This is a genomic window from Chloroflexota bacterium (assembly GCA_009840355.1).
In the GTDB taxonomy this organism is placed as follows: domain Bacteria; phylum Chloroflexota; class Dehalococcoidia; order Lucifugimonadales; family JADFKI01; genus Bin90.
On the sequence record VXNZ01000005.1, the window covers coordinates 98,714 to 115,455 of the forward strand.

The following is a 16,742-nucleotide window of genomic DNA, read 5'->3' on the forward strand; positions in this document are numbered from 1 at the left end:
GAAGCTAAGTACGACGAATGCGACTGCGTTGATTATTAGCACTGGGATGAACGAAATTAGGATGACGAAGAAAGCTCGCCCAGGTCGATGTATAGTCAAGGCTCTGCCGAATTGCGACTACCATCGCCGCTACTCTCCACGCAAGCGACACCACCCCGAATAACCCGCCGACCACCGGAACGAAGACTAGTATGCTGAGAAGGCCCGGAGTCTGCGCGAATCCGGTGCATCTCGCGACCTGTCCCCAGTCTGCCTCAGTATCCTCAGTCTTGAGTATCTTCGTACCGACAAACACGGCAACAAGCGCCCACACAGCCCAGCTCACGATACTGAATACTATGCCGAAAATTAGAGCTCTGACTATGTCGCCCTCCTCGGATAGAAAGCTACCGATAGCGCCGGCGATGGCGACAATTATCACCACAATGAGCGCATACACCATGGCGCCGGAGTCTGCCTCCACTTCCTCAAAGGTTTCTGACCGCAGCAAGGCTGCGCCTATCATTCTGCTAAGCATTTGCTTTTCCCTTCCTTTCACTTGCTTGGTAGATTTGGATACGATGGCGGCAGCTGTCCACAACGAACATCCTGCCTTTGTCGTCTAGCTTGACCGATGTTGGACTCCAGAAGTACTTCTCAATGCTGGCGGATTCGTCGCGTGTGTCGTATGTCGTCAATGGATCGAGAGTCGGCGCAAGGTCTGCCCTCCTCCGCTCTTCCAACTCATCCGGATTGGCGCGGAAGTAATCTTCCGACCACTTGGACAAGCCCGCATCTCCACGGAAATCCGCGAGCGGGTTGCCGTCCGGGTCTATGATTCGCACGCGATGGCTGCCCCAATCCGCGATGTAGATGTTACTCGCCACATCAAGCGTTACGCCGGACGGCCTGTTCAGCGCAACCTTGCCTATGCCCTGCGCGCCGTATGTCGCAAGATGCTTGCCGTCCGCATCAAACTTCTGCACACGGTCGTTGCGCCAGTCCGCAACGAACACATTGCCGAGCGCATCGACCGACAAGCCCCAAGGAAAGCTGAATTCGCCGTCTGCCGTCCCTTCACTGCCCCAACCGCCGAGATATTGCCCGTCCGCCGTGTATCGCTGGATGCGGTGGTTCATGCCGTCCGCGACCAGCAGATTGCCGTCATCGTCGAACGCGATACCGGACGGGCGGTTGAACTCGCCTGCCAGATTGCCCCGCTTACCCCACCTGCCGACGAACCCACCGTCTGTCTCAAAGATTGAAATGCGACTCAACGCCTCGTCCGACACATACAGGTTGCCGTCTGCGCCCATAGCCATCGCCGAAGGCCACATCAGCTGCCCTTGTTCCGTGCCGCCGTACGCGAACTCGCCGTAATAGTCTTCCTGCACGGTGCAGATGCTGATGCGCTTGGAAATCATCCTCTCCGCGACATCCGATCCGGCGCGATTAAGCACATACAGCGTGTCCTCGTCGCCCACGACGAGATCGACCGGGTTGTTGAAGCCGCGTCCGCTGACGGACAGGAAGCCGATGAGGTGGCTATAACGGTAGTTCATAGTGCGCCTATGCGGGTTTGCTATGCGAGCTGATATTCGCGCGTGGCGGCAATGAGCTGCATCATCTCGATTATACGCCGCTCCGGTTCTGCGAAGTCTTCATTGAAATCGTCATCATGACCTTCATCAAAGCGCAGATCGCCCAGCATCGCGGCGTGTTCGTCCAATTCACTGCGCGTGCGTGCGGACGGCTCAATGCAGCCCATCATTTCAAGGCAGACGTCCACGAATTCGCGCGTTGATAGATTGCCTTGCGCGCGAATGCCGTCGATGATGGAGCGCACGCCCGGCTTGGTCTCATCGGAGAATAGGTCCACGGCGAAGTTAATGCGGTTGACCAAGCCCGCCGTGTTTATCCACTCGGTCCCGGTGTGCCAGCCCTCCACGCTGGGCGGGTCTAGAATGCGCTGCCCCATGAAGTTGGACTGAAACCCTAGGCTGATGTCTTCGACCTCCGGGAAGCCAAAGCTGCGTGTTATCCGCGCCGAGCCGACTATCATTTCAACCGGGCTTTTGACTCGCCGGAATGCCGAATGCTTGAAGAAGTCCGAGTTGAATATCATCCGCAGTGTGGAGCGCATATCGTAGTCGGTCTCGATGAGATGCGCCGCGATGGTGTTGACCGCGTCCGCGTTCTTAGGTGCGACGGTTTGCCACGCGGGGACTTGCGCCTCGTCTTCAACGAAGAAGTTGTACAGATGCCGTGCCAAGAAACGCGCGGTCGCCGGGTTCGCACAGATTATGTCGATAACATCTTCACCGTCGAAATCGCCGCGTGCGCCGAGGAACGCCTTGTCGCCGTGATCGTGATCATCTGCGCGGTACTGGAACTGCCAGTCGAGCCTTCCGTATGGCCATACCGAATCCCGCGACACACGCGAGGTGTGCAGCGGCGCGTTGTGTATCGTCCAGCCGGTGAAGGCGCGCGAGCACTGGCGCACATCGTCTTCAGTGTAGTTACCCACGCCCATCGAAAACAACTCAAGGATCTCGCGCCCGTAGTTCTCGTTCACGGCATCTTTGTGATTGTCCTTGTTGTCCAGCCAGAAAATCATCGCCGGGTCGCGCGAGATATGCACCAGCAAATCACGGAAACTGCCCAGCCCGTGCCGTCGAAACATCTCGACCTGCTTCAGTATCGCCTTCGGCTGGTTCAGCTTCGTGTAGCCGGTGGCGAAAATGTGATGCCAGAACAGCGCCAATTTCTCTTCGAGCGGGCGGCGCGTGTTTATCATGCGGTAGAGCCAGTAGGCTTGGCAACTCTCCACGTAGATGAGGCTGTTCTGGTCGATGTGGTAGCGCCGAATAAGGTCTTCGTCTTCAAGCGCGGGCGGCGCATTTTCGGGATGCAGCAGTTCCTCGACGGTTGACTCGTAGCCCTGCGCGACATAGCGTTCGAGTTCCTGCCGACTTTCCCCAAATCCGGCGCGGCGTAGTAGGTGCGCCATCAACGCGAGATTGCTTCTAGCCATTGCGCATCTCCGTAATCCACGCTTGCGTATCTTCAGCACTGCCCTATACTGGCAACAGCAATGTTGGCGCCAAGGGGCTTCATTATATCCAACGATGTGCGGACTCTCAACTGGCGTGCGACATCTTAGTGGTGGGCATAACTCACTCTTGAGCGGACTAATAGACAAGAAAGTTACCGCAGTCGATTCGGCACTGCCACTCACTTGGCGCTTGACGGCGCAGGGCACGACTTCGCAGGCGACGGTTCGCTAATCGCGCACAGCACCGGCGCAAGCCGCTACCCGCAGCGTGGTCAGTCCAACCTGTGAGCGATGCGCGACGAGCGAATACGACATCAATCCATTCCACCTAGCCATCCAGCGTTCGCAAGGCTGCGTTATCGAGCGTGAGATTCTCTCCATTGGTCTCAACGTTTGGCACCACCGATTGACTAACTTCAAGAAAATCCCCCACGCCGCCTTGTGATAGCCTCCTTGCCTCTCAAAGCTTCCTGAAACGGCTGCCAACACTATCAGCCATACTCTTCCCATAAGACCACGCACAGAGATTGGCATATATGACTAAGAGTAACAGCCCCTTATATGACTGTTAGTTATCTGGCGAAGGAGTTTAAGGATGACCGCAACTGACAATTCATCACCAGAAGTCACCAACTCGGTCGGGGAACTCCAAGTCCACAGAAAAACTGTGGACGGCTCCCTTTCAATCACGTCGTCTCTCCAGAGACTCTCGTCAGCGCCAGTTATGCGCCTCCGGCATTCGCACACCGGAGCGCAGTGCCCGCACCTCGGACACGATGGTGTTGGAAGTGCCGTCCCAGCGCGAGATTTCGCCCGCAATCAGCACTACCTGGCTGCCCAGCTCTCTCTTGCACTGCTTATAGATGTGAGGCCACAGGATGACCTGCGCGTCCCCAGTCTCATCCTCGATGGTCACGAATATCGTGCCGTCCCTGCCCTTCGGGTGCTGCCGAGCGACGGGCCAGCCGGCGACCAGCACGGGCGCGCCGTCGTCCAGTCTGTCAACTTCGGCGCAGGTCATCACTTCCGACTCCAGCGTGGGACGCACGAACTCCATAAGATGACCGCGCGGGTATATTCCCATCACGGCGTACTCGGCGGCCATCTTCTCCGAGTCCGTGAAGTCCGCAAGCCGCGGCATGCTCGCATCCATAGATGTGGGCAGCACTGCCTGCCCGTTCCTCCCCGGACGCAGGTGCAGTCCCGCCTCCCAGAGCGATTGCCTGCGGTTGGGGGTAACACCGTCAAACGCGCCCGCCATGACCAGCGAATCCACCGCCTGCGGCTTCAAGCCCGTGCGCCGCACGAGGTCGCCCGCGCCGATGTATGCGCCGCCGTGTTGCCGCTCCCGCAGGATGGTCTCTGCGCCGGACTTTCCTACATCCCTGATGAAGCGCAGTCCCAACAGCACAGACTTGCCCTGCGGAACGCACTTCTCGTCGGAGAGATTGATGCACGGGTTCAGGAAGGGCACGCCGAAGCGCCGGGCGTCTTGCTTCAGCGTCTCCACCGGGTAGAAGCCCATCGGCTGGTTGTTCATCAGTGCCGTGAAGAATTCGGTCGGATGGTATCGCTTGAGCCACGCCGCCTGGTACGCGGTGATGCAGAACGCATGCGAGTGGGACTCCGGGAACATGTAATGTCCATTAACCTTGTTGAATATCTTCCTCGCTATTTCTTCCGAAACACCGTTGGCTTGCGCTCCGGCCAGAAAACGCTCCCAGTGCTTCGCTATCAGGTGCTCGTTGTTGGGTCTTGCGAATGCACGGCGCACCTCATCCGCCTGCGTCGCGCTCATTTCGCCCACATCCATGACGAGCTGCACCACCTGCTCCTGCCACACTATAATGCCCCAGCCGCGTTCCAAGGCGCGCTCTTCCAACGGGTGGTCGTAGTCCCACTCTACGCCGTGGCGGTAGCGATCTATGAACTGCGATACCGCGCTGCCCTGCATGCCCACGCCCGGTCGTATGAGCGCCACCTGATACGCAAGGTCGCGCAGGTTGCGAGAGCGCAGGCGCTGCGCTATCTTGAGCTGCGCCGGAGATTGCAGCAGGAACACCCCCTTCGAGTTGCCCATGTTTATCATGTCGTACACCGCATCGTCCCCGGGACTTATCCTGCTCAGGTCCGGACGCTCGTCCGTGCGATCCTCAGTGAGAATCGAGCGCTTCCTCTATCTGGTCCAATACGGGCAAGGACAGAATGTCTATCTTGGCGAAGCCGGCGTCCTGCACGCTGTCTTTGTTCCAGTCCATTATGTAGCGCCCGTCCATCGCTCCGGCTCTCACCGGCACGGTCTCCGGGATGGGCGAGCTGCTCAGTATCATTCCGCCCACATGCTGCCCCAGCGAGCGGGGCGCGCCCATAAGCTGCGGCGCGAGTTCCACAAGCGTACTCCAGCCCGGCGCATCCACCCTGTCCCTGAATCCGGGCATCTGGCGCATCTCTTCGCCCATCGTCTTCGCGTCGCCCGATAGTCCCTGCTTGGACAGCAGCTTGAGCTGCTCTCGCGGCAGCCCCAGTGCATTGCCCATGTCCTGTATGACGCCCTTCAGCCTGTATGTGCCGATTGCGCCCGCCAGCACCGCGTGTTCCGATCCGAAACGCTGGTGGACGCGCTCAATCAGTGCGTCCCGGATGCTCCTGGGGAAATCGAGGTCTATGTCGGGCAGTGTTCCCACTTCCTCGGAGATGAAGCGCTCAAGGCTGAGGTCACACGCGAGCGGATCGATGTGGCTGATGCCTATGAGGTAGCCCACAAGCAGCGCGACGGACGAGCCGCGTCCCCTGCCCGGCGGCCTGGCTTCAAGCGGCACCTCGGGACTCACAAGCCCGCGCTCCAACATAATCTCCCGCGCTATCAGCGCAATCTCCCTGTACAGCAGCAGAAAGCCCGCCATGCCGTGAAGCTCTATGAGCCTGAATTCTTCGCGCAGGCGTTGCTCCACTTCTTCTGTTACTGAGCCATAGCGCCGAGCGGCGGCTTCGTAGCACAGCCTCTCAAGGTAGGACTGGGGCGTGTATCCATCCGGAACATCGGCATCCGGCAGGCAGTATCCCAGATCGGTGTCGAGGTTGAAGTCGCAGCTCTCAGAGATTCGCAGGATGTTGTCGAGCGCCTCTGGACAGTGGCGGAATAGGCGCCTCATCCGTTCCGCCGACTTCAGGCAGGACTGGTCATTAGGCCTGATGTAACGCAGCGCGCGGTCTGTTGTCGTGTTGTGGGCGGCTGCGACAAGGGCATGCTGAAGCCTGCAACGCTCTGGCGTGTGGTAGAGCGCGTCATTCGTTGCGACCACGGAAACGCCGCAGTCGTGGGCGAGATTTATCAGCCGCCTGTTTCTCTTGGTATCTCCATACAGAAAATTCTGCTGGAGTTCTATGTACACGCCGTCGGGTCCGTACCATTCCATGTACTGCCGCGTTTGCTCCAGCGCTTGAAACTGCCGTCTCCGCTGCACAAGGTTGGACAGGAGACTGTCGCGCCCGCCTGCGAGCAGCACCGTTCCCTCGGTGTGCGCGGGCAGGTACGCAGGGTCAAGGCGCGGCTCGCGGCGGTCGTGCCCGTTCGCCAGCGTGAGCAGCCGTGATATGTTGCCGTAGCCCTCGCGAGTGCGAGCAAGCAGTGTTAGCCGGCTGCCGTCCGTCAACGTGAGTTCACATCCGTTGACGGGCTTTATGCCCAGGCTATTGGCGAGACGGGCGAACTCCAGCGCACCGCACAAATTGGTGTCCGTCAGGGCGAGCGCCGGGTAGCCGTACTCCGATGCCTGCGCGAGCAGCTCATGGACATGGGACGCGCCCTGTCCGAAAGAGTAGAAACTCTTGCAGTGAAGCTCTGCGTATTTTGCCTGCTTGGATGACATCATTTCCTGTGTATGATTTAAGAACACGCTCGTCCTGAGCTTGTCGAAGTGCCTGCTCCCATACAGACAGAGGGCAAATTTCGCAAGCGCGAGATTCCTCTTCCAGCAGACTGAGCTGTCTGCCGGACTCTGCGCTGATGTCTCCCACGGTCGGCGTCAGGTCTTCCATGGGAGCGTCTGGTCTGGCGGTTGTGCCTCAACCCGGTCTCTGACCTGAAGCAGCGCCTCTACGACATCCTCGAACACGCGCCGGTAGTACGGCTCGTCCGCATCGAGTACAATAAGGCCGTTGTGGCAGGACACGGCTTGTTCCAGAGTTATTCCCACCCTTGCGGAAGCCCTGCGGAGGTGTCAACTACCAGAGGCTTCCCATTTGTCCTGTCCACTACGGCTATCGGGCTGTCTCTCAGGTGCGCGTATCTTCGCAGTTCCGACTTGGCTCTCAGATACGTGATGAGCAGGCAGACTATCCTCATATTGCCTCCGTCAGGTTTACCGCGCATCAGGGAGATGCATGACGAATACTAGCGAACAGATGTACGCTTTATCAACTTGCAATTACACGAACATAGGGCAATATCTCATTGCCCCATTTGAATAAGACGGTCTGCCACTGGCGCTCCAGTGCCGCGTGGCAGGCGCCAGTCTGCACGGCAGTGGAAACGACAGCGCCCTCCTGCAGTTCTGCCCGAGTTGCTATCGTTGCCTAGTGAGCGCCACACTGAAGAGCGACGAGTCCGTGCGGGTCGATCAGTGCGAGCCGTCCTTCTTCATGCCTGATCGTTCTTTGCGGTAAGCCCACGAGCGCGTGAATTCGATGCCTCGTTCTTTACAGTACCCTAGCAGAGTCTCGTTGGTGAACACGCTGTCGTTGTCGGAGTTTATCCCGCGGATCGGGACAGGGAAGACGCGGGAGAATGCATCCAGTCCTTCAACCTTCAGAGTCTGCTCACTTGCCAATGATGGAATAGCTTCCGTCCGACCGGAGCACGCGTCGGTGACCACCCAGTCTACTGATATACACCCCGTCACCGTGCCACTCCAGAGCGCCACATCCGCTCTACCGATGTGATCGAGGTTCTCTCTGAGCTGATGGTGATACGTTTAGCACCGGGCCACGTCCGTTCGGACAATGGACCGGAGTACACAGCAAGGGCTGCCAGTGAGTGGCTTGGGAAGGTGGGACCGAGGACGCTTTACATCGAGTCTGGGGCGCCTTGGGAGAACGGATACATAAAGAGTACAATGCAACCGAATGCGGAGTCGCTTGACGAGACGATAGGAGGTCAGCATGCAGACGGTAGGCTTCATAGGGCTTGGTAACTTGGGAACGCCAATGGCGCGAAACATCCAAAGGGCTGGGTTTCCCATGGTCGTGTTCGACGTGGCGGAGGGCGCGACTAGGCCTCTACTTGAGGGTGGCGCTCGGCTGGCGGCTTCCCCCGGAGAGGTCGCGGCCGCCAGCGATGTGATTCTCAGCTCGGTGCCGGGGCCTCCCGAGGTGGAGCAGGTAGCGCTCGGTCCCGAAGGGATCGTCAGCGGCATTGGCGAGGGGGACGTTTACGTGGACATCTCCACCAGTCGGCCCTCCCTCATACGCGAGATAGCGAGAGTCTTCGAAGGGAAGGGCGCCCACGTACTCGACGCCCCGGTACTGACAAGTCCGGCCGCCGCTGAGAACAGGGAGGTGATCGTTATGCCCAGCGGAGACAGGGAAGTGTTCGAGCGCCTTCTTCCAGTGTTCGAGGCATTTGCCGACAAGGTCGTCTATCAGGGCGAGCTGGGCATGGGAAGTGCATGCAAGCTAGTGAACAACATGATCACGCTGGCAGTGAGGCAGGTGGTTGCGGAGGGGCTAACTCTGGGTATGAAGGCCGGCCTCGACCTGGACGCCCTCATGGAAGCCGGCAGCAGAATGATTCTGGGCACTCAGAAGGAAGGCTTAGAGAGGACCGTATTCCGGGGCGAGTTCGAGCCTCCCTCCTTCAGGCAGGCTCTTGCCAGAAAAGATATAGGACTCGCGAACGAGTTGGCACGGGAGCTGAGCGTTCCAATGCCGGTTGCGAACATTGTGGAGCAGGTCGCCATCCAGTGCGGCAACCGCGGCTGGGGAGACCTGGACACCCACGTCATCTACCGGCTGCAGGAGATCGCGGCAGGTGTCGAAATCAGGCAACGCTAGTCCGCCGCGCGGCCCAACGGTCAGCCTCTGACCCTCCGGTACACCTGGACCCGGTGCCTGGAGGACTCTGTGACATAGAGCCTGCCATCAACGTCGAGCGTAACGGAGGCCGGGCCCCAGAAGTACGGTTCCGTCTGCGTCGATACCAAGTAGGGCGTGTTGAGGTGGGAGGGTAGGTCGGGCACAAGGTTGGACTGGTCTCTCGTGGTGCTCTCGTCCGGGTTGACGTCGAGGAACTCCTGCGCCCACTTCGAGACCGTGGCCTCGCCCCGGAGACTCTGCACGAATGCGCCGTCCAGCGCCAGCAACTGCACGCGCTCGTTACCCCAATCGGCGACGTAGATATACCCTTCGGCGTCAACCGCAGGCTTGGCGGGCCTGTGGAACTGGCCCTCGCGCTCTCCCGGCTCTCCAAAAGCGGCCAGAAAGCGGCCGTCGGCTGTGAACTTCTGGATGCGGTCATTCCGCCAGTCAGCAACATATACGTTGTCCTGCGTGTCTAGAGTTATGCCCCAAGGGAGGTTGAACTGTCCCTCCTCTTCACCCTTCTCCCCCCACTGCAGCAGGTGCCGACCGTCGGCGGTGAACTTATGCACGCGACAATTCTTCTGGTCCACGACGTACACGTTGTCGTCGGCGTCGATTGCTAGACCGGAGGGACCGTCCAGTTGTCCGTCGCCGCTGCCGTGCTCTCCCCACTTGTTCTTGAACGCTCCGGACCTATCGAACACGGTGACACTGTGATGGTACTCGTCGGCGACATAGACGTTCTCACTACTATCAACAGCGATAGCAGTCGGAAGCCAGAACTGCCCGTCTTCGTGGCCGTAGGAGCCGAACTCGCCCAGGTATTCCTCGTCGAGAGTGCATATACCGACTCGAGCGAGCCCTGCGTGCCGATTTAGCACGTAGATGCGGCCGCCCTTGCTGATGGCGAGGTCCACAGGATGACCGAAGCCTCTGCCGGTCGGGTTGTTGTTCATTACGCCGATGGTCTTGAGATAACTCAGACCAGGGGCATTTGCTCGATTCACGCCGCTCAGTGGTCGCTCCTTGCCGGATAAGTGCCGTGGTCCGCTGCTTCACGCCGTGAGGCTACGCCCGATGGAACTCCTTTGTCGCCGCGATGAGGCCCAACAGCTCTGCGATGCGGCTGTCGGACTCTCCTGCCGTCCGAGGTCGGAGGGATACATCGCCCTTCTTGCTTACATGGCAAACGAGCGCGTTGCGGGTTGACTCCTCCACCTTTGTCAGAGGGCCCATAAGGTCCAGACAGTTATCAACCAGATCCTCGGGAGTGAAGATGCTTCCATTTTCGTTAGCCAACCGGTCGATGATTTGCCGTACGCCTGGCTTTTCGATGTCGTTGAACTGCTTTGCCGCGAAGTTCACCCTCTCAACTAGCGCTCCGCTGTTAATCCATTCCGTGCCCTCATGCCAGCCTTCCACCGACGGTGGGGCCAACAGGCTCTGCCCCATGTATCCAATCACCGCGTTGGCCTCATTCATAGCCAGCGTCGGCTCGGAAACGCCGCCTCCGAGCCGCATCGCGCCCGCAACGAACTCGGCGGGGCACTTCACGCGCGCGAACTGGGCCTCCTTGAAGAAATCGGAGTTGAATAGGACTCGCAACATAGAGCGTATATCGTGACCGCTGTCCACATACACGCCCGCCAGCGTCTCGATGGCATCTGCGTCCAGCGGTGGAGTGTAGGGCCACTGTGGGACCGGTGCCTCGTCCGCCACAAAGAAGTCGTAGATATGCCTGGCGATGAATCTAGCGGTCGCTGGCTGGCGAGCGATTATCTCGATTATGTCCTCTCCGTTGAATGGCCCACTCTCTCCCAGGAACTCCTTTTCGCCGTGGTCGTGGTCGTGGTCCCGGTAGTCGAAATGCCAGGCGATTGCACCGTACGGCCAGATTGAGGCCTTCATTGCCCTCGCGGCCATGTACTCCGCGTTGCCCACAGTCCAGCCCGTGAATGCTCGGGCGCACTGTTTGATATCGTCCTCTGTGTAGTTTCCGATTCCCATGGAGAACAGCTCGATCAGCTCGCGGCCGAAGTTCTCGTTGATGGCTCCATTGTGATTGTCCTGGTTGTCCAGCCACATGAGCATTATCGGGTCTCTGGATATCTCCAGTAGAAGGGTGTCAAACCTGCCCAGGCCGAATCGCCGGAACATGTCGATCTGGACCGCCAGCGACCGGGCCTGCTGGGTCTTGCTGAAGCTCGAGGCGAAGACGCCATGCCAGAAGAGGGCGATCTTCTCCTCAAGAGGGCTGCTGGTGGTGACCATCCGGTATAGCCACTCCGTAGCCGGCGGGTCTGGAAGGCGGGACTCGTGAATGTCGGCGTGGTACCTTCGGATTACGTCGTCGCCGAGGCGCTGTGTGTGCTCAGGATTAAGCAGATCTTCCACCGTCTCCTCGTAGCCCCTTGCCACACGCTCCTCGATCTCATCCCTGGATGCGCCGAATCCTGCGCGGCGCATCAGATGCGCCATTAACTCTGTCTCTTGCCTGCTGACCATCTCTTCACCCTCCAATAAAGTCGAACTGCTCGAATGTGCCGTTGACAATCGGTACCGGGTCCAGCCCAAGCCATCTCTCCAGTATCGTCGAGTAAGTGGAGCGGAAGTCGTTGTTGAAGTACAGATCCCCCTGGAGCTGGTCGGCCGACTTGAGTGAGGGGTACTCCCCGTACAGACCGCCCTCCACGGAGCCGCCGATGCAGAAGGCGACGCCGCCGGAGCCGTGGTCGGTGCCCGAACCGTTGTCCTTGATTCGGCGCCCGAACTCCGAGAAGACCAGTACCAGTGTGTCTCGGTCCCGTCCATGGTCCTTGAGGTCGTCCATGAAGTCGCCAATCGCGGTGGAGACCTCGTGCCATAGCTTGTTGTGAACGGGAAGCTCGCCGCCATGGGTGTCAAAGCTGCCGTGCTGAGCGTAGTAGATGCGGGTCCCGAGGTCGGCGCATATCACCTGGGCCGCGTCGCGAAGCGTCTGAGCGAACGGATTCGCCCCGTACTCCACTTCTGAATCATAGCTCTCAGGCGCAGACCTGAGGATGTCCGCTCCCTTGAGGGCGGCCTCGCCGGTCTGTCCGATGAACTCGGACACGACATCCCTTCCATCGGCCCCACCGTACATCTGTGAAAAGGTGTTGAGAGTGTCCAGCCGCGCCTGCTCGTCCTGAATGTCAGGGAACAGCCCGTAGGTCTCGAGGTTTCCTACCGATGCCACCGGCACTCCCACGCACGATAGCGCCCTTGGCAGCCCTCTGCCGAGGTTTAAGCCTGTGAGTACGTTCTCACCTCTTGGGTCGAGGTCTCTGATCGCGCGTCCGAGCCAACCCTCCCCGATCACTTTCGTGGGTTCGGCGGTGTGCCAGATGTCCATTGCCCTGAAGTGGGAGCGGTTGGGGTCCGGGTAGCCAATGCCGTTTATGACGGCGACATTGCCGTCGTCCCACAACCTCTTGATAGGCCCCATATGCGGGCTCAGCCCGAGCCGGTCGTCGAGCTTCAGTACCTCGTCCTGCTTGTGGTGGACAGTGGGTCGGTTGTCGTAGTAAAGCTCGTCGTCGTACGGAACGACCGTGTTCAGACAGTCGTTGCCGCCAGTGAGCTCGACGACCACCAGCGACCTGCTTGACTTTTCGGAGACCATGAATCCCTCCTCGGCGCATGTCGGGACCTATTTTCAGGCTCGGGATGTTGTTCCACATTCTAACCGTACTATCGCCCAGTGTACATATGAGACTGTTTCACAAATAATACTCGTAGCCGCTTCATAGTAGTAACTATGGTCGCTGCCTGGGGTGTTTGGCAAGAAAATCGTCCGCAATCTCCTCAAACGTTGCAAAGCGCACGCCGTCATGAGAGCGGATGTATTCCGTGATGCGCTCCAGCATCAGCAGCACCTGCGGCCGGCCGCTCACATCCGGATGAATAGTTATGGGGAACACCGCCTCGTCGTATTCCCGATAGACCCAATCGAACTGGTCTCGCCACATCGATTCAATGTCCCTGGGATTTACGAACCCGTGGCTGTTGGGTGAATTCTTGATGAACATCATCGGCGGCAGGTCGTCCAGGTACCAGTTAGCCGGTATCTCCACCAGGTCGGTCTCCTCGCCACGCTCCAGGGCGTGCATCCAGTGGTCTGCCGGCATGGAATAGTCAATCTTCGTCCAGCGGTCGCCAACGCGGACATAGTAGCACTCAAAATCGCGGTGCATCAGGCTGTGGTCATACTTGATACCATGTTTCAGCAGCAGCTCGTTCGTAACGTGGCTGAACTCCCACCATGGCGCGACGTAGCCGCGTGGCCGTTGCCCCGAAGTCTCGGTAATCAGATCTATGCAGCGTAGCAGCACATCCTCCTCCTGCTTCGGCGACATGGCGATGGGATTCTCGTGGGAGTAGCCGTGCATTCCGATCTCATGCCCTTGCTCCACAATCATGCGGCATTCGTCCGGAAAGGTCTCGATGGAATGGCCGGGTATGAACCAGCTAGTCTTGATGTCCAGTCGTTCAAAGAGTTTAAGCAGCCGGGGCGTTCCCACTTCCCCGGCGAATATGCCGCGGGAAATATCGTCAGGCGAGTCCTCCCCGCCATAGGAACCCAGCCAACCGCAAACGGCGTCCAGGTCAACCCCAAACGCGCACAGAATTTGTTTGTCTGCCATCTCAAATCTCCTCGCGGCGTCCAGTTTCCAATCTCGCCCCATCCCGCGCTGTCAAGGAGCGTGGACGGAGACGTGTGCTTTCTTCGGGAGGCGCTCAGAGTGATCTACATCACCGACCGCACCAGCCCGCCGTCCACCAGCATCGTCGTGCCTGTGATGTAGCTCGACCGCGACGACGCCAGGAACGCTACCAGGTACGCCAGTTCCCGCGGCTCGCCGATGCGCTTCAACGCCGTCTGTTCCGCCCGCTGCTCCAGAGCGTCTTCAATGGAAATCCCCTGCGCCCGCGCCCGGTCCTCCACGTTCTCCATCATCCGCTCCGACATGATGCTGCCGGGGCACACGTTGTTGATGAGTATGTTCTCGTGTCCGATGTCGTCGGACAGGTTCTTCATAAACCCGATGACGCCCATCCGCGTTGCCGCCGACAGCGCCAGGTTCGGTATCGGCGTATAGACCGTGCTCGCCAGGATGTTGATGATGCGTCCGCCGCCCTGCGCGCGCAGATGCGGCAGCGCCTCTCGCGTCATCCGAGCGAAGAAGAACAGCGAGCGATTTGCCGACTCCTGCCACTGCTCTTCGGTGGAATCCTTGGCGTAAGCTTGCGGCGGCCCCCCGGAGTTGTTCACCATGATGTCCAACTGCCCGAAGCGTTCCACAGTGCCTGCCACCAGCTCGGAGATGGTCTCCTCCTTGTCCAGGTCGCCGGCAAAAGTGAAAATCTCTGCTCCCGTAGCGCCCCGTATTTCGTCCGCCGCCCGTTCTAGGTCTGCCGCCGTGCGCGCGCACATCGCCACCTGCGCGCCCTCCTCTGCCAGCACCTCCGAGCACGCGCGTCCCAGCCCCTTGCTGGCGCCGCCAACAATCGCCACCTTGCCGTTCAATTCCAAGTCCATTATAACCCTGCCTCCTCAATTGCTACCGCCGATTATAGCAGGTGAGGCGGTAGCCTTTTCAATCGCTGGGCTTATTGCTGCTCAGCGACCATGTCCGGCTAGTGTTCAGCGATTATGTCCGCGTGATCGAGCAATTTGACGTCTAATGCAACCTAATCTGATACCATCACCGAATAAGTTAGTGACATTTATGCTGGTCATACACGCTGACATTTACGCTGAAGAGTAACGCCACGCTGGCATGTTCTTGTTCCCCCGTTGAGATAGATGATGAACCTGTTAAGACACCGCTGGGCTATCATGGGCCTCTGGCTTCTGTCGAGCGTCGCGGGCTTCATGATGGTCATTAGCGTCGGACTGCTGCTGCCCTCGATCAGCGCCGACCTCGGCCTCACGCCCACACAGCAGGGCTTCTACGGCTCCGCGGCGTTCCTCGGAAACCTGTTTCTGACGCTGCCGATAAGCTGGTGGGTGTCCAGATACAGGCCCAAGATTCTTACCACGGTTACATTCACGCTGAGTTCCGCGCTGATGTTCGTGCAGGGCTGGGGGCCAAATTTCGCCGTCGTGCTGCTCGGACGGCTGGGCTTCGGCGTCTCAACACTCGCCCGCGAGCCTGCCCGCGTCCTGCTCATGCACCGGCTGTTCACGCCAAGAGACTTCATTCTCGTCTCCGGCGTCTATAACCTGCTGTTCGGTCTTGTCGTCGGTGGCGGGCTGGTCCTGACGCCAATCATCCTGAGTCGCGTCGGCGATGACTGGCGGCGCGTCCTGCTGACCTTCGCGGTGACTCTCGGAGTTCTTGCCCTGCTCTGGACGATCCTGGGAAGCGACGGTGAGGAAAATGCCGAATCGGAGCAACAGGAGGCAGACCCCGCCGACGGAAGGCTCGGAATCATCAGGCGCGTGCTGGGATACAGGGAGCTTTGGATTGCGGGCACGGGATCGATGGGAACCACGATGGCGTGGTCGTCTTTCGTGAACTTCTACCCCACCCTGATGCTGGACGTGTACGACGTTTCCCTCAACTGGACCGGGCTGCTGCTGGCAATCGGCATCGCTACGGGCGGGCCGTCCGGGATATTACTCAGCCGGATTGTGCCGAGGGTGAGCGGAAACAGGCGCAGGAACATACTCCAGGCGATTGGGGTCGCTATGGTGGTGACCTACCTGGGAATGACTCTCACGGACTCGATCCCTCTGCTCATCGTCATAACGCTCGTCAGCGGCGTGGCGCAGGGATACTGGCCGATCCTCAACTCGATACCGTTCTACCTGCCCGGCATAAGGCCGCGGGAGTCCACGGTCGCGCTATCCTTCATGATGACGCTGGGCACATTCGGAGTAGCCACCGGCCCCGCGCTGGTAGGCGCGCTCCATGACAGGCTCGGCGACCTGAGACTCGCCATGATGCTCATCAGCTTCGCGCCGGTCCTGCTCGTTATATGCTCCTCTCTGATCCCAATACGCACCGACCGCGACGACGAGTGACGCAAGAGAGAAGACCCTCGCAGGATGCTCCACGCAGGCATCTTCCGAACGCAGCGCCCCACCCTTGTCATTCCGAACGCAACGCAGCGCAGTGAGGAATCTAAAACCCTCGCCTGCGACAAGCCCTGTTTCCCCACAGAGATTTCAGACCCTTCACTCCGTTCAGGGTGGCAACCGAAAAACCCTATCCCCTGAGACGATTTCACAAATCCCCTCCCCCTTGACGGGGGAGGGTTAGGGTGGGAGTGAAAAGCACATCAAGATGCCTGTAATTCCACGATTTCTGGATTCCTGCCCCCGCAGGAATGACGAATCTGGTGGTCGAAGAGCATTTATGAAATCGCTTTTATATGACAAAGTTAAGTTTGTCAAAGAAACACAATACGATATAGGCAAATTCCGTCTGAAAAATCGTATAGAACTCTTGACACCTCCGCTCAGTATCAATTAGACTGGGTCATCCCACGCGGCTGCGCGCCACCATACCTTAAACCCAAAAACCCATTGCCCGAATCGAGGACAATCATGTTGCGCCATATTTTTGCCGGCGCGGGGGGGGGGGGGGGGGGTGGGGTGGGG

The 16,742-nt window shown here is 59.2% G+C and carries 14 protein-coding genes; 3 read left to right on the top strand and 11 right to left on the bottom strand.

The features are described 5' to 3' along the window. Positions 1–4: 4 nt before the first annotated feature. The 6 genes from F4X57_01270 to F4X57_01295 all read right to left on the bottom strand — a co-directional run bounded on the left by F4X57_01270 (position 5) and on the right by F4X57_01295 (position 7,863). Positions 5–517: a YIP1 family protein gene (locus F4X57_01270; protein MYC05804.1), complete on the bottom strand. Its 513-nt coding sequence runs from the start codon at positions 515–517 to the stop codon at positions 5–7. Beyond that, on the bottom strand, positions 510–1,541 hold the full coding sequence (locus tag F4X57_01275) for a 6-bladed beta-propeller (GenBank protein MYC05805.1): 1,032 nt from the start codon (positions 1,539–1,541) through the stop codon (positions 510–512). The genes F4X57_01270 and F4X57_01275 overlap by 8 nt, the downstream gene beginning before the upstream one ends. A gap of 20 nt (positions 1,542–1,561) precedes the next feature. Further along, complete coding sequence (locus tag F4X57_01280; GenBank protein MYC05806.1) at positions 1,562–3,013, bottom strand: DUF1800 domain-containing protein; 1,452 nt, start codon at positions 3,011–3,013, stop codon at positions 1,562–1,564. A gap of 733 nt (positions 3,014–3,746) precedes the next feature. Beyond that, positions 3,747–5,132 carry a hypothetical protein gene (locus tag F4X57_01285; protein ID MYC05807.1) on the bottom strand — a complete coding sequence of 462 codons (1,386 nt, stop codon included), beginning with the start codon at positions 5,130–5,132 and terminating at the stop codon, positions 3,747–3,749. 55 nt (positions 5,133–5,187) lie between these two features. After that, entirely contained in the window at positions 5,188–6,906 is a 1,719-nt protein-coding gene (locus F4X57_01290; protein ID MYC05808.1) for a DNA polymerase III subunit alpha, read from the bottom strand. Positions 6,907–7,653: 747 nt separating this feature from the next. Then, positions 7,654–7,863: a transposase family protein gene (locus F4X57_01295; protein ID MYC05809.1), complete on the bottom strand. Its 210-nt coding sequence runs from the start codon at positions 7,861–7,863 to the stop codon at positions 7,654–7,656. Positions 7,864–7,971: 108 nt separating this feature from the next. Between F4X57_01295 and F4X57_01300 the strand changes: the two genes are divergently transcribed. Beyond that, positions 7,972–8,226, top strand: a complete 255-nt coding sequence (locus tag F4X57_01300) for a transposase family protein (protein ID MYC05810.1) — start codon at positions 7,972–7,974, stop codon at positions 8,224–8,226. Then, positions 8,195–9,085 (top strand): NAD(P)-dependent oxidoreductase, encoded by an 891-nt coding sequence (locus F4X57_01305; GenBank protein ID MYC05811.1) that lies wholly within the window; start codon positions 8,195–8,197, stop codon positions 9,083–9,085. The genes F4X57_01300 and F4X57_01305 overlap by 32 nt, the downstream gene beginning before the upstream one ends. Positions 9,086–9,105: 20 nt before the next feature. On the opposite strand, the gene F4X57_01310 is transcribed toward F4X57_01305, so the two are convergent. The 5 genes from F4X57_01310 to F4X57_01330 form a co-directional block, all read right to left on the bottom strand. Continuing rightward, positions 9,106–10,068 carry a 6-bladed beta-propeller gene (locus tag F4X57_01310; GenBank protein MYC05812.1) on the bottom strand — a complete coding sequence of 321 codons (963 nt, stop codon included), beginning with the start codon at positions 10,066–10,068 and terminating at the stop codon, positions 9,106–9,108. Positions 10,069–10,180: 112 nt separating this feature from the next. After that, complete coding sequence (locus tag F4X57_01315; GenBank protein ID MYC05813.1) at positions 10,181–11,617, bottom strand: DUF1800 domain-containing protein; 1,437 nt, start codon at positions 11,615–11,617, stop codon at positions 10,181–10,183. A gap of 4 nt (positions 11,618–11,621) precedes the next feature. Further along, a complete protein-coding gene (locus F4X57_01320; GenBank protein ID MYC05814.1) occupies positions 11,622–12,755 on the bottom strand; it encodes a DUF1501 domain-containing protein in 1,134 nt (377 codons plus the stop codon). Positions 12,756–12,888: 133 nt separating this feature from the next. After that, a complete protein-coding gene (locus F4X57_01325; protein ID MYC05815.1) occupies positions 12,889–13,776 on the bottom strand; it encodes a polysaccharide deacetylase in 888 nt (295 codons plus the stop codon). Positions 13,777–13,880: 104 nt separating this feature from the next. Beyond that, entirely contained in the window at positions 13,881–14,672 is a 792-nt protein-coding gene (locus F4X57_01330; protein ID MYC05816.1) for an SDR family oxidoreductase, read from the bottom strand. A 267-nt stretch (positions 14,673–14,939) separates the two neighbouring features. On the opposite strand from F4X57_01330, the gene F4X57_01335 reads away from it, so the two are divergent. Then, the gene (locus F4X57_01335; GenBank protein MYC05817.1) at positions 14,940–16,163 is read left to right on the top strand and encodes an MFS transporter; all 1,224 of its coding nucleotides are present in this window, start codon (positions 14,940–14,942) and stop codon (positions 16,161–16,163) included. The last annotated feature ends 579 nt before the right edge of the window (positions 16,164–16,742 follow it).